The organism is Pseudomonas corrugata (assembly GCF_050920615.1).
GTDB classification, from domain to species: domain Bacteria; phylum Pseudomonadota; class Gammaproteobacteria; order Pseudomonadales; family Pseudomonadaceae; genus Aquipseudomonas; species Aquipseudomonas corrugata.
Window position 1 is genome coordinate 3310227 of record NZ_CP130434.1, and the last position, 13790, is coordinate 3324016.

A 13790-nucleotide genomic window follows, 5' to 3' on the forward strand; every position below is an offset into this window, starting at 1 on the left:
AGCCAGACGCTGCCACGTTCCGCTCGCATCGCGACCCGAGCGTGCCTTGGTGGAGGAAATGTACGTGAGTTCCGAGTTCAGATCGTCCTCCCAAGCCGGCACGGGGCATTATCGCCAAGTGTCGATTGGTCATCCCGCGGTTGAGGTCAGTGAGCAGCAGGGCATCCTGCACATGCGCTCCCTGGAAGCCTTGGCGCCGTTGCCGACGCGCTTGCTCGATCGGCTGGTGCATTGGGCCGAGGTGCGTCCGCAGCAGACCTTCATTGCCGCTCGGCAGAAAGGGGGTGACTGGCGTCGCATCAGCTATGCCGAAATGCTCGACAGCGTTCGCGCTATCGCCCAGGGCCTGCTGGCTTATGGATTGTCTGCCGACAAACCCCTGGCATTGCTTTCAGGCAATGACATCGAACACCTGCAGATGGCCTTTGGTGCGATGTACGCCGGCATTCCCTATTGCCCGGTTTCGCCGGCCTATTCCTTGTTGTCCCAGGATTTTGCCAAGCTGCGGCATGTCTGCGACTTGCTGCAGCCGGGCCTGGTGTTCGTCAGCCAGGCTGCGCCGTTTGAACGTGCAGTCAATGCGGTATTGCCGGCGAATGTGCCGTTGATCACGGTGGATGGCGAGATGGCGGGGCGCTCCCGGGCAAGTTTCGCCAGCCTGTTGGTGCAACTCGGCGGTGCCGAGGCCGAGCGCGCTTTTGCCGCCACGGGCCCCGATAGCATCGCCAAGTTTCTCTTCACCTCGGGTTCCACCAAACTGCCCAAGGCCGTGATCACCACCCAGCGCATGCTCTGTGCCAACCAGCAGATGCTGTTGCAGACCTTTCCGGTGTTCGGCGAAGCACCGCCAGTGCTGGTGGATTGGTTGCCGTGGAACCATACCTTTGGCGGCAGTCACAACGTCGGCATTGTGCTGTACAACGGCGGCACGTTTTACCTGGATGACGGCAAGCCCACCGCCCAGGGGTTCGCCGAAACCTTGCGCAATCTCAAGGAGATTTCACCGACCGCGTACTTGACCGTGCCCAAGGGCTGGGAAGAGTTGGTCAGTGCCCTGGAGCGCGATGGCGAGTTGCGCGAGCGCTTTTTCGAGCGCGTCAGCCTGTTTTTCTTTGCCGCCGCCGGTCTGTCGCAGAGCACCTGGGACCGGTTGGACAAAGTGGCCGAGCAGCATTGCGGTGAGCGCATCAGGATGATGGCCGGGCTGGGGATGACCGAAGCGTCCCCGTCCTGCACTTTTACCACCGGGCCGTTGTCCATGGCAGGCTATATCGGCCTGCCGGCGCCGGGTTGCGAAGTGCGACTGGTGCCGGTGGACGGCAAGTTCGAAGGCCGCTTCCGCGGGCCGCACATCATGCCCGGCTATTGGCGCTCGCCGCAGCAGACGGCCGAGGTATTCGATGAGGACGGTTTCTATTGCTCGGGCGATGCGATCAAGTTGGCCGATTCGGCTAATCCACAGTTGGGGCTGATGTTCGATGGGCGGATTGCCGAGGACTTCAAGCTGTCCTCCGGCGTGTTCGTCAGCGTCGGGCCGCTGCGCAACCGTGCAGTTCTGGAAGGCACGCCCTACGTCCAGGACCTGGTGGTGACCGCGCCGGATCGCGAGTGCCTGGGGGCCCTGGTATTCCCGCGGCTTCCCGAATGCCGACGCCTGTCGGAGCTGCCCGCGGACGCCAGCGATGCCCAGGTACTCGCCAGCGCCCCGGTCCGTCGTTGGTTCGCCGACTGGCTGCAACGCCTCAACCACGGTGCCAGCGGCAATGCCAGCCGGGTCGAGTGGATTGCCTTGCTCGATGAACCGGCGTCCATCGACCGCGGCGAAATCACCGACAAGGGCTCCATCAACCAGCGGGCGGTGTTGCAATGGCGGGCGGCGAAAGTCGAGGCGCTATACCGCGGCGAAGATGAGTCGATCCTGCGGGCAACAGTCGCCTAGATCCACCCTGGAACCTGTGGGAGCGAGCCCTGCTCGCGATAGCGGTCTACCAGTCGACGCTACAGTGGCTGACCCACCGCCATCGCGAGCAGGCTCGCTCCCACACGGGTTCTGCAGGGGACACACATTCCGCGTCCGGCCCCAATCCCCTGTGGGAGCGAGCCTGCTCGCGATAGCGGATTATCAGTCAACGCTGTAGTGGCTGACCCAGCGCCATCGCGAGCAGGCTCGCTCCCACGGGGTTTTGCTTTTACTATGGCGGTCTCTTTTCCCTGGAAGTACCCCGGATGAGTAAGCCCGGCCAAATGGTGCTGGTTGCGTTGCGCAGAATGATTGCCTCTGGCGAGTTGGCAGCCGGTGAGCGGTTGATGGAGATTCCCACGGCGCAGCGGTTCGGTGTTTCGCGGATGCCGGTTCGTATGGCGTTCAGGACGCTGGAGCAGGAGGGGTTGCTGGTGCGCTTCGGCGGGCGTGGGTTCCAGGTGCGTTCGGTCAGTGCCGAGGACATTGCCGGCGCAGTGGAAGTGCGCGGCGTGCTGGAAGGCCTGGCCGCGCGTCAGACCGCCGAACGAGGCCTCGACGCAGAGGCCCGCGCCATCCTCGAACAATGCCTGGTGCAGGGCGACGAACTGTTCGCCAAGGGCTACGTGACCGAGGAGGACCTGGAGGTCTATCACGACCTCAACATGCGCTTTCACCAGGTGATCGTCGAGGGCAGCCACAACCCGGCCATTGCCGATGCGCTGGCTCGCAACGATCATCTGCCATTCGCCTCAGTCACCGCCCTGGCGGTGGATCGGCAGAACATGGCCGGCGAGTATCGGCGCTTCAACTATGCCCACATGCAACACCACTCGGTGTTCGACGCGCTGATCCATCGCCAGGGCGCGCGGGCCGAGGCGATCATGCGCGAACATGCCAACGCCACCCTGCGTTACGCCGAGGTGTTCGGCTCGACCTTGGCGGATGAGCGGATGAAGGTGATCTTGCGTTCCGAGTGAATACCCATTGTGGGAGCGAGCCTGCTCGCGATGGCGGTGTATCAGTTACAGATCTTTCACTGATCCAGCGCCATCGCGAGCAGGCTCGCTCCCACAGGGACTTGTGTTGTTCAGAGACTAAAGGTCCAACACCAGCAACGGCGTCTTCGACCTGGAGCAGCACGGAGTGAACTGATCGTTGCAAGCCTGCTCGGCCTCGGTCAGAAACATGTCGCGATGTTCCGGCACGCCTTCCAGTACGCGGGTCAGGCAGGTGCCGCAGACGCCTTGTTCGCAGGAGATCGGAACTTCGATGCCATGGCTTTCCAGTACCTGCACGACGCTGCGGTCCTTGGGCACTTCGAACACTTGGCCGCTGCTGGCCAGCTTCACGGCAAAGCTGCCATCGGAGCTGGTATCGGTGGGGGCGGCGGCGAAGTATTCGCGGTGCAGGCAGGCGTCCTCCCAGCCCTGGGCCCTGGCGGTGTCCAGCACATGCTGCATGAACCCACCGGGGCCGCACACATAGAGGTGCACGTCTTCACTGGGCGCCGCCAGCACCCGAGCGGTATCCAGTGCGGTTTCAGGCGCTTCATCGAAATGCAGAAACACCCGGTCGACATACGGGGACTGGCGCAGGCGCTCGACAAAAGCTGCGCGCTCCAGCGACCTGGCGCAATAATGCAATTCAAACGGCGCACCATTCTGCGCAAGGTGCTCGGCCATGGCCAGGATCGGCGTGATGCCGATGCCACCGGCAAACAGCAAATGACGTCGGGCCTGGATGGCGAGGGGGAACAGGTTGCGCGGTTCGCTGATGAGCAGCCGCGCGCCGGGTAGAATCTGCTCGTGCAGACTGCTCGAACCGCCCCTCGAGGCTGGATCCTTGAGCACGCCGATGAGGTAACGGTGCCGTTCCTCGGGGTGGTTGCATAGCGAATACTGACGAATCACGCCGCCAGGCAAATGCACGTCGATATGGGCGCCGGCCGTGAATGCCGGCAGGGGCTGGCCGTCGACACGGGTCAGCTCGTAGCTGCAGATGTCCAGGGCTTCGTTGTGCCGCGCCGCGACCTGAACTTCGATCATGGTCTTTGCTCCGCGGGTTGTGGCTGGTGGGTACTGGCAATCAACCCCGCCTGGGACTCGCGCTCACGGGCGATCCAGCGTTCCAGCACCCGGCGCGACTGCACGCCACCGGCATCGATGTTGAGCTTGAGCAGGTTGCGTTGCGGATGCTCCAGCAGGTTGCGCTGCTGGCGTTCGAGCATTTCCAGGTCTTCGCTGAAAATCTTGCCCTGACCTTCGCGAATGCTCGCGGTCAGGGCTTCGTCCTTGGGCTGGAAATGCCGGGCCATGCCCCAGAAATACCAGATGGACGTTTCGGTTTCCGGTGTAATGAAATCCACCACGATGCTCGATGCCTTGAACTGCGGCGCGGCGTGATAGCCGCCGTTGCCGGCGTGGGCGACGCCGACTTCGATCATGACATGGCTGGGCGGGGTGAAACGGCAGATCTGCCAGCGGTCCACCGGCACGTCGTCGGCCAGGTTGTTGCCACGCAGGGCCATGCGCCAGAAGGGCGGGGCCATGATGTTCTCCATATGCCGGGCGGTGATGACCTCGTCGCCTTCGACCGTGGTTACGGGGGGCGCCTCGTCGATCTCCTTCTGGCCGATGCTCGAGGCATGCACGTAGGTTTCGTGGGTCAGGTCCATCAGGTTGTCGATCATCAGGCGGTAGTCGCACTGGATATGGAACAGGCCGCCGCCGTAGGCCCATTCATCGTTTTCCGCCCATTCCAGATAATGGATCAGCGCCGGGTCTGCCAAAGCCTGGTCGCCGGGCCAGACCCAGATGAACCCATGTCGTTCCTCTACGGCGAAGATCTTGTTGCAGGGAAACCCGCGCACCCGTTGCCCTGGCATCTCCACCGTCTTGCCGTCACAGCCCATCACCAGGCCGTGATAACCGCACACCAGGTTGCCGTTTTCGACGTAACCCAAGGAGAGCGGGGCGCCACGGTGGGGGCAGAAGTCCTCGACGGCAGCGACCTTGCCTGCATGCCCACGGTAGAAAACCATTTTCTCGCCGCAGATCTGGCGGCCCAGTGGCTTCTCGGTGATTTCATCGGGGGTGCAGGCAACGTACCAGGCATTTTTGGGGTACATGACGGGTCTCCAGGCTGATTTTGTTTTTCTGTGGATCCATTAAGTCTCTTAACTAGTTTTCCTGTCAACGTATTATCGACAAGTAGAGCAGTATTTCATCTTTAATGGATCCATTGAGGCGGTCGCCCGACGGGCAGGATTTCGAACGGGTTGGCTCGAACTGCCGTGGAGGACATACTGCGACAGGGCTTCTTGCGTGGCACAACGGAGTGATTCATGAAAACCAAGGCAGTACTCACCGAACAAGACGTCGCACAGCTGCTGGTGGCAGCCAAGGAGCTGGCGCATCAGCGTCAATGGGCCGTATCGGTCTGTGTGGTGGATGATGGCGGCCATCCTCTGGGCTTGTTGCGACTGGACGGTGCCTCGCCGTTGTCGGCCTACATCGCTACCGAAAAAGCCCGCACCGCCGCCATGAGCCGGCGTGACAGCAAATTTTTCGAGGACATGATCAACGAAGGTCGCTACGCCTTCCTCAGTGCTCCACATTTGCACGGCATGCTCGAAGGCGGTGTGAGCATTCGCCACGACGGCCAATGCATCGGAGCCATCGGCGTATCCGGGGTCAAGTCCGAGCAGGATGCCGAACTGGCGCGACTGGCGCTGGAAGCGGTGTTGCCGACCCTTGTTCCTGATCCTTGATCGGGTTGGGGAACGCCAGTGTGTCCAGTGTGGGAGCGAGCCTGCTCGCGATAGCGGTGCATCAGTCACTGCAGGGTTGACTGATTGACCGCTATCGCGAGCAGGCTCGCTCCCACAGGGATCTGTGCAAGGCCTTCAGAATTCGCTGCACAAATCTTCCAGACAGTCCTTGCCCTGAGCAGTTAATCTGCCGAAGCGGATAAATCAGGCAGGGGAACCCATGACAGCGCGCAACTGGATCGATCTCAAGCAGGACGCCACGTCCGGTATCGAGACCGTGCGCGCACATTTCGAAGGGCATGCCTACGATCCCCATTGGCATGACGCGTATCTGGTCGGCGTGACCGAGGAGGGGGTGCAGCAGTTTCATTGCCGCCGCCAGCAGCACAACAGCACGCCGGGCAAGGTCTTCCTGCTCGAGCCCGGTGAGCTCCACGATGGAAATGCGCCCCAGGTCGGCGGTTTTACCTATCGCACCTTGTACCTGGAGCCCCACTGGCTGGAGCGAGAGGTGCGCTCGTTGTTCGACGTGGCGCCAGACAACGCGCAGCTGGGGTTCGCCGCCACCCTGGCTGACGATGCGCGCTTGGCGAGCGCGACGGCCCTGGCGTTCCAGAGTCTGCACGACCAGGAAATCCGCATCGTCCGCCAGACGGCGCTCGACACCCTGTTGGCCAACCTGACCCAGCACTTGCACTGGCGGGCGCGGATCAACCCCGACCCACGCCTGCCGTTGGTTGCGCAGCAGGCCCGCGATTATCTGCACAGCCACCTGAGCGAAGACATTGGCCTGGATGACTTGGCGCAGGTCACCGGCGTCGACCGGTTCCGCCTGACCCGTGCATTCAAGGCTGCGTTCGGCCTGGCACCCCACGCGTATCTGATCCAGCTGCGACTGGCCCGGGCGCGGCGTTTGCTGGCCAGCGGTGAAAGCGCCGTGGCAGTGGCCGCACAGCTCGGGTTTGCCGATCAGAGCCACCTGGGCCGCTGGTTCCAGCGCGCCTATCGCTTGAGCCCGGCGGACTACCGCAAGCGCTGCTCAATTGTTCCAGACTGAGCAAGGTCCACGGGGGAGGATAAGGCTGATCCTTCACCGAGAAATTGCTCCATGGACCAGTTACTGCCGTTTGCCTTGTTCGCGTTTGTTGCCTCCATCACCCCGGGCCCGACCAATATCCTGGTATTGAGCCACAGCTCGCGCTTCGGCCTGCCGACCACAGTCCCGATCATCCTCGGGGCCTGCGCCGCGGCGGCGTTGCTGGTGCTGCTGGTCGGCACGGGGCTGGGGGACGTGCTGGCCCGCCACGCGACGATTCAAACAGCACTGTCCTGGGCCGGCATCGCCTGGCTGAGCTGGATGGCCTGGCAGATTTTCAGCGCGCCGGCCCAGGCCATCGATCCCGACCAACCCGTTGAAGGCCCGAGGCTCGGTCTGGCCGGGGCGGCCGGCTTGCAGTTGGTTAACCCGAAGACCTGGATGATGGCATTGGCAGTGGTCAGCGTATTTGCCGGCGCCGAAGCCGACCGCAGCGTGCGGGTCCTGTGGCTGTCCCTGGCGTTTTTTGCGATCTCGATTCCCTGCATGACCGTCTGGGCTTACCTGGGCCTCGGTGCTGCCAGGTTCTGCCGTTCCGCCGTGGCGATGAGGCGGTTCAATCGGGCCATGGCGCTGTTGCTGCTGGCATCGGCGTGGCTGACCTTGCTGGTCTGAGGGGAAGTGACCTCCGTGGCTACCAAAGCCCGCAACCCCTTGCAACGGTTGCGCGGTTTTAAAAAACGGCCATTTCTTGGAGCATCGGGTTCGCGCCCGGTTGAGCGCATCTCGATTCCCAACTGCCCCCAAGGATGGAGGTCCACCATGTCTACCCTCGATACCCATGTCGAGTTCATCCAGGCCCGGCTGCCTGCCTGGTTGAAGCGGGCCGCACGGCCCCAGCAGGAACGCTTCAAGGTGCTTGCCCGGCGACTGCAGCGCGACAGCGACGCGCTGAATGCGTTGCTCACCGACCTGCCATCGCCCTATGCCTTTACCCTCGATCTGCTCAAGGTGCAGCCGCAGCTCCAAGGCTGGAGCCGGGTGAACGGCGGCAGCAGAGTCGTCGATGCGATACGCCGGGCACGGGTCAGGCGTGGACCTTTCGTGACCGATCCCTCGTTGTCGGTGATCGAAGCGGCCATGGGCAACTTTCCTCCCGCCGACGCGGTTGTCGGGGGCGATTTCGACAAGAAGGGCGAGTTGTTCATTCAGGGCAGGCCGGGAGAGTTCAACCGGGGGGATCCCCCAACGAACCGTGCGCCCCTGGACATGACTCCGGCCAGTTTCGCCAGCCTCTGTCGGCAGGTGGACGTCGGTGGGGCATATCGGCGCAAGCTCGAACAGCGGCTGCCCCGCATCGCCGGTGAGACTCCGGCCGTAGCAAAGGCCTATATGGCGTATGCACGCAGCCTGTTGGCTCATGATGCCTACGAGGCGAAGTTGGCCGGACGCCTGGATAGCACCGGTGAACGGCTATTGGCCCATGCCGGTGTCCAGTTGGAAGCGCGGCCCGTGATGCCATTGGCCTGCGAGGTCAAGGCGCTGGAGCTGCTGTCCGCGCCATTGTTCGGTGCCCGGGTGTACTGGGGACTGGCGAGTGACGCCAGCGGTGTTCGTCCGGTCGTCCTGCACATGCCCCACGATACCGTGGCTCCGCTCAAGCAGTTCGCAAGCTTGCAGGCGTTATCGGCGGAACTGACCGATCGGGTCCGTAAACGCAGTTATCGCCAGAGCCTGACGCAATACTTCCCGCTGCGCCTGCAGGCGCGCCTGGGGGAAGCCCTGCACGATCAGGTGGAGTGGACGATCACCGACAACCCCAATCTGTTCCAGGAAATCCATGCTTGCATCACCGGTTGGCGTGAGGGCGAGCAGGGTGAGAGCGGCAATCCCCGTCGCATTCGGATCCCCGTGCCCAGGGTCGCCTGGGGCCTGAATGAGGTGCGCGAGGATCATTGGCACGCTGCCTACCATGAGTGGCGGGGCCATGCGTTGGGCAACGCCTCGGCACTGATGGTGTCGACCCGGGACCAGGATTGGCGGGCGTTGCTGGCGCGGCTCGAGTACTGGGAAGGTCTGGTCGAACGTTCGCTGATGCTTGCGGCAACCTTTTTCCCGTTCTGTATGCCCATCGGCATGGGAGCAGCGGTAGTCGGTGGGGTACGCCTGGTGTATGAGATTTTCGAAGGTATCCAGGCGTTCAACGAAGGCCATGCGCAAGAAGGGATCGAACATATCTTCAATGTGCTCTTCGGGGTCGCTCAAGGCGCCTACCTGGGGTTCATAGGCGCAGCCATTGAACCCATGCCCGTGGCGGACGGTAGCACCCGGTTGTGGAATGGCGACGTCCGTCCCTTCGAAGCGCGGCGCCTGCCGCCTATGGAGGCCGAGCAGGACGCCTGGGGCGTCTGGCGCACGACCGACGCGGCCTGGGTGCGGATCGAGGATCGTTATTTCGAAGTACAAGGCACACAGGACAATCTGAGCCTGCGCCTGCCGTCGGGGCACAGGGGCGTCACGCCGCCGTTGGAATGGAGCCGCGCCCGTGGCTGGCAGTGGGCGCATCGCAACCCGTTGCAGCGCGGTAATCTGGAGTTGCTGCGCACGTTTGCCGAGACACCTGCCGAACTGGACAACCCTACGGTCCTCAGCGTGCAACGCCAGGTTGGCATCAGCGAGGCGCATTTGCGCTACCTGCAAGTCGAGGCGCAGCCGATGCCCGCCATCTTGGCCGATGCCCTGGATGAGGCACGGAACTGGCAATGGGTGCGGCACACCATCGACCGTCTACGCCGTGGCGAAGCCCCGCAGGGCATGCATTTTCGCATCGTCCAGACCCTCGCGGAGCTGCCGGGCTGGCCGGAAGACATGACGTTGCGCTACCACGATGGGATGCGAATTTACCCTGTGGGCGATGCGGCCGACACGCGCTCTATCCTGTTAATGCGAGCGGATCTCGCGCGGGATAACTGGGCCGCTCGAATCCTGGATGGGCTGAACGTGGATGAGCAGACCGCGCTGCTGGGCCAGAACAGCCTCGGCTTGCGCCCGCTGGAGCGCAGTCGCTTGTTGGCCGCGCGCTGGGCCGCGCGGCTGGAACGCGATGGCAAGCGGGTGACCCTGGCCATGGCAAAGTCAATCGCGCTTGACCCGCTGGCCGTTCCCTTGATCCGGGCGTTCCCGGGTTTGCCTGAGTCCATTGCCAACGAGCTAGTCCGCAACGTATCAGGTCAGGATCGACAACGGTTGCTGGAAGGACGGGTGACTGGAGCACTCGGCAAGCAGGGGGCCGAAGCCTTGCGTGAACTGCGCCTGAGTCGGGCCTTGCGCGCCTTGGCGCGAGGTGAAAGCACGGTCGATCGAGACCGCATCGTCATCAACCTGCTGGCCAATACTCCTTCGCTGCGGGGGCGGCTGCACCTGCGCCTGTGGCTGCGCGAGCTGCCGGATCCGATTGAGGTGGGGCAGGATGGTCCGTTCAAAGTCATCCGCCAGGAAGGTGACCGGTATCACCCCTTTGACGAAACCGGCGAGGAACTGGCGAGCGCCATGGCCCTGGAAGATGCGCTGCTCAGGGCGATGCCGGACGATGCCCGCAGGGCATTGGGCTTGAATATCTGGGAGGCGGACAAGCTACGCAACCAATTGCTGGTACAAGCCATGGATGACCGGCAAGCGTTGCGCCCCTACCTGGCGATGCGCCGCCTGGGCAGCCTTGGGTCGCGTCCGCTGTGGTTGAACGGACACCTGGTCTATCCACTCAGCGGCCGTGGCCGGCTGCCGCTGCAAGACTGGAGCGGTAGCTTGAACCAGCGGCTTGAGCGGCTGTATCCCGCTCACGCGGGGGATGCCCTGAGACGGTTGCGGTTTGGCCTGGTCGAGCAGGCCCAACTCGAAGGCGTTCGCTTCGATGACTTGATCAACCGCCTGGAGAACGACTGGACCACCCTGGACCAAGGGTTGCGCCAGTGGGAAGAGCAGGAAGGATTTCACCATCCCGTCGAGCAAACGCTGGGCCGTGAGGCACTGTTGGCGCAACGTCGGAGCGTTGCCCGGATTATCCGCCGTGCCTGGCAGCGCGCACCTGATCCGGGCAGCGAGGGCAGTGAACTGGTGGTGCGGATCGAAAACGTCAACCTCGGCCGGCTGCCTCCGGTGACTGTGCGCTTGGAACATATCGAGACGATGATCCTGACCAACCTGGGGCTGGTGGAGGATCCTTCGGATTTCCTGCGGATGTTCCCCGGCGTCGATTCGCTGAACCTGCAGGACAATCATCTCACCGCTGTCCCCGTTGCGGTGGCGCAGCTACGGGCATTGGTGGATCTGTCGTTGAGCCGTAACCCGCTGCACCTGGACGCGAATGTATTCACGCCTTTGCTGGGTACCGATCCCTACATCCCTTTATGGACCCTGGACCTGTCGGGGATCGGCAGCGCACAGGCGGGCACCGATGCCGAGGTGATTGCCGCCATCGGCAGCCTGGCCGGATTACCCTCCCTGCGTGAAGTCATATGGGCCGACAACCTGAGTTTCACGCCCGAACAGTTGCAGGCCCTGACCTCTTCGCTGCCGGATTTGCGCTCGCTGAACCTGGCGCGCTGCGGCTTGCGCCTGGATGAAGAGGGCAGCGCGTTCCTGCGCACCGCCACGGCTTTGCAGGAACTGCGCTTGAACGAAAACAGCTGCCGGGACCTGCCTGATCTGCCAGAGCTGGTGAACCTGATGACCCTGGAGTTGAGCCGGACCGGGCTCGATCGGGTGCCACCGATCGCATTGTCGGTGCTGGCCAGGCATTCCGAGGTGTTCATTTCCGATACGTTCGTCGTCGATCTCAGCGGCAATCGCATCACCGGCATTCAAGATGACCTGATGCCTGTGCTCGCCCGCTTGAGCGACCAGGACTCCCTCGGGGTCTGGCTTGACGACAACCCGTTGCCCAGTGTCCAGGTCAACGCCCTTCGGGCGATCTTCCCCGAGTCTTTCCGATATACCGTCGATGACTGGTTGTACATTTCGCCCTCGCTCCAGCGGGCACTGGAGGTCGCCCGCGACGATCCGGGGATGCGTAGCTTCATCGACTGGTTCTCTACGCTCGTGCGCGATGCCGATAGCGGGACGACTGCCGGGTTGTCATTCAGCGTTCGTCAGAGGGCGGCCGCTGTCCTGCAGCATTACATGGGCTATCCAGGCGCCTATGACCGCCTGCCGACATTGATCGGCGACTTCGACCAGCAACTGCGGCAACTGCGTAGCCGTCTTCAGGCCCGTACCCTGGACAGGGAACAGCCGGACCTCCCCGAGCTGGAACTGCATTTCAGAATGTTCCAGTCGGTCATGCGCGCGCGCCTTTCCCGACACGGTGCGCCTTTTGCCGGCTTCCTGACGGATCACCTGTCCAATTGGGAATACGTGCTGATGGAGCGATTTCCCAACCCCTCGCAACTTGAAGCGCAGATGACCCGGGACGCGTTCATCGACTGGCTCAGCGATGCCCAGGACACCTTCAACAGCAACGATCAGACCCCGAGCCCGGGCGAGATGCTGTGGCGGCCTTACCTGGGATTGATGTCGCCCCGTTGGGCTGAAGGGCTGGCGATCTGGGAAAACTTAGATGACGACCTGGTGAATGCCTTCAGCGGGCCGGTGAATCCATCCCGCTGGCCCCAGGTGATGCTGGACAACCTGGCACACCCGGACCCCGAGTTGCCCAGCGCCCTGGAGCCGGTCACGGAAGGCGGGCGAACGGTCTGGCGCCGGATCGGGCTCGAAGCCGTCGCGGATGTGGATTGGGCCGCCGGCCGGCCGGTGACCCTCACCGAGGATCAACTGCGCCGCACCATGGCCATCTACCGTTCGGTCAAGAGCCGGGAAATCGAAGCCTTGGTGCGTCGGGTGACCATGGGCCTGGTCAATGCCTGGTGGCCGGTGCTGCCGCTTTGAAGACCAGGGCCTTCAAACCGCACTGACTGTCGATGTCGGGAAACTCCGGTGGGTTGGCCAGGCGTTCGCTGAAGGCCAACCCAGGGGCTTCGCGGGTAACTCCGTCGATGAGAAAGTCCGGGCCGGTGGCCGGGTCATTGCTGCAGGCCAGGACGGTGCCGTCGGCGGCCAGCAGCTCCGGCAGTCGACGCAGCACCCGCTGGTAATCCTTGGTCAGCAGGAAACTGCCTTTCTGGAAGGTCGGCGGATCGATGATCACCAGGTCATACGGTCCGCTGTTGATCACCTTGCCCCAGGACTTGAACAGATCGTGGCCGAGGAAACTCACCTGGCCCAGGTCATGGCCGTTCAAGCGATGGTTGTCGCGGCCCCGGCTCAGGGCCGCGCGGGACATGTCCAGATTGACTACGTGCTGCGCGCCACCGGCGATCGCCGCCACCGAGAAACCGCAGGTGTAGGCGAACAGGTTGAGCACGCGCTTGCCGGCAGCATTGGCTCGGACCCAGTCACGACCATAGCGCATGTCAAGGAACAGGCCGTTGTTCTGCTTCTTGCCCAGGTCGATCCGGTACCGCAGGCCGCCTTCGGTCAGGGTCCATTCGTCGATGGGTTCGCCCACCAGCCATTGGGTGAGGCTTTGCGGTAGATAACGGTGTTGCACCGCCAGGGTATGGGCCTTGCTGTGTTGCCATGCCGGTGCGGCAGTGACGGCAAGCAGTGTCGACAGCAGGTTGCCCAACTGCGCAGGCTCCGGTTCCTTGAACAAGGAAACCAGCATCACACCCTGGAGCCAGTCGACGGTGATCTGTTCCAGCCCCGGCCAGCAGCGCCCGCGGCCATGGAACAGGCGACGGGTTTCTTCCGGCACGGACGCCAGGGCGGTCAGTAGGTGGGTCTGCAGGGTTTGAAGAGCTTCTGGGTTCATCAGGCAATGCCGGCGATTCGAAAGGCCGGCATTTTAACCACCCGCTGATTAGGCGCAATCCCTGGGAGCGATGGGATCTGTGGGAGCACAGCTTGCTCGCGATTGCGGTAAGTCAGTCAGCAACAATGTTGACTGGTCTGTCGCTATCGCGAGC

Annotated in this window: 9 protein-coding genes; 6 read left to right on the plus strand and 3 right to left on the minus strand. The window is 63.1% G+C overall.

What is annotated here, in order from left to right:
• Positions 1-64: 64 nt before the first annotated feature.
• Together QZH45_RS14930 and QZH45_RS14935 are read left to right on the plus strand one after the other, a co-directional pair.
• The gene (locus tag QZH45_RS14930) at positions 65-1939 is read left to right on the plus strand and encodes a feruloyl-CoA synthase (RefSeq protein WP_024777693.1); all 1875 of its coding nucleotides are present in this window, start codon (positions 65-67) and stop codon (positions 1937-1939) included.
• Positions 1940-2226: 287 nt separating this feature from the next.
• Positions 2227-2940: a GntR family transcriptional regulator gene (locus QZH45_RS14935; RefSeq protein ID WP_053191767.1), complete on the plus strand. Its 714-nt coding sequence runs from the start codon at positions 2227-2229 to the stop codon at positions 2938-2940.
• Between the two features lie 117 nt (positions 2941-3057).
• Here the strand turns inward: QZH45_RS14935 and QZH45_RS14940 are convergent, their stop codons facing one another.
• Entirely contained in the window at positions 3058-4008 is a 951-nt protein-coding gene (locus QZH45_RS14940; RefSeq protein ID WP_024777691.1) for a PDR/VanB family oxidoreductase, read from the minus strand.
• Positions 4005-5090 carry an aromatic ring-hydroxylating oxygenase subunit alpha gene (locus tag QZH45_RS14945; protein WP_053191769.1) on the minus strand — a complete coding sequence of 362 codons (1086 nt, stop codon included), beginning with the start codon at positions 5088-5090 and terminating at the stop codon, positions 4005-4007. Before QZH45_RS14945 ends, QZH45_RS14940 begins: the two co-directional genes overlap by 4 nt.
• 216 nt (positions 5091-5306) lie before the next feature.
• On the opposite strand from QZH45_RS14945, the gene QZH45_RS14950 reads away from it, so the two are divergent.
• The 4 genes from QZH45_RS14950 to QZH45_RS14965 all read left to right on the plus strand — a co-directional run bounded on the left by QZH45_RS14950 (position 5307) and on the right by QZH45_RS14965 (position 12711).
• Positions 5307-5732, plus strand: coding sequence for a GlcG/HbpS family heme-binding protein (locus QZH45_RS14950; RefSeq protein ID WP_024777689.1), 426 nt, complete (start codon positions 5307-5309; stop codon positions 5730-5732).
• Between the two features lie 220 nt (positions 5733-5952).
• Entirely contained in the window at positions 5953-6789 is an 837-nt protein-coding gene (locus QZH45_RS14955) for an AraC family transcriptional regulator (RefSeq protein ID WP_024777688.1), read from the plus strand.
• 51 nt (positions 6790-6840) lie between these two features.
• Positions 6841-7443 (plus strand): LysE family translocator, encoded by a 603-nt coding sequence (locus QZH45_RS14960; RefSeq protein ID WP_024777687.1) that lies wholly within the window; start codon positions 6841-6843, stop codon positions 7441-7443.
• A 147-nt stretch (positions 7444-7590) separates the two neighbouring features.
• Positions 7591-12711, plus strand: coding sequence for a dermonecrotic toxin domain-containing protein (locus QZH45_RS14965; RefSeq protein WP_053191770.1), 5121 nt, complete (start codon positions 7591-7593; stop codon positions 12709-12711).
• Here QZH45_RS14965 and QZH45_RS14970 read toward each other — a convergent pair.
• On the minus strand, positions 12680-13636 hold the full coding sequence (locus QZH45_RS14970; protein ID WP_024777685.1) for a class I SAM-dependent methyltransferase: 957 nt from the start codon (positions 13634-13636) through the stop codon (positions 12680-12682). The two genes, QZH45_RS14965 and QZH45_RS14970, sit on opposite strands and share 32 nt — an antisense overlap.
• Positions 13637-13790 lie beyond the last annotated feature (154 nt).

What these genes read in the sequence shown, in the direction of transcription:
- QZH45_RS14945 (WP_053191769.1), bottom strand. Translation starts at nt 5,090, where the DNA reads ATGTACCCCAAAAATGCCTGGTACGTTGCCTGCACCCCCGATGAAATC.
- QZH45_RS14970 (WP_024777685.1), bottom strand. Translation starts at nt 13,636, where the DNA reads ATGAACCCAGAAGCTCTTCAAACCCTGCAGACCCACCTACTGACCGCC.
- QZH45_RS14935 (WP_053191767.1), top strand. Translation starts at nt 2,227, where the DNA reads ATGAGTAAGCCCGGCCAAATGGTGCTGGTTGCGTTGCGCAGAATGATT.
- QZH45_RS14950 (WP_024777689.1), top strand. Translation starts at nt 5,307, where the DNA reads ATGAAAACCAAGGCAGTACTCACCGAACAAGACGTCGCACAGCTGCTG.
- QZH45_RS14955 (WP_024777688.1), top strand. Translation starts at nt 5,953, where the DNA reads ATGACAGCGCGCAACTGGATCGATCTCAAGCAGGACGCCACGTCCGGT.
- QZH45_RS14940 (WP_024777691.1), bottom strand. Translation starts at nt 4,008, where the DNA reads ATGATCGAAGTTCAGGTCGCGGCGCGGCACAACGAAGCCCTGGACATC.
- QZH45_RS14965 (WP_053191770.1), top strand. Translation starts at nt 7,591, where the DNA reads ATGTCTACCCTCGATACCCATGTCGAGTTCATCCAGGCCCGGCTGCCT.
- QZH45_RS14960 (WP_024777687.1), top strand. Translation starts at nt 6,841, where the DNA reads ATGGACCAGTTACTGCCGTTTGCCTTGTTCGCGTTTGTTGCCTCCATC.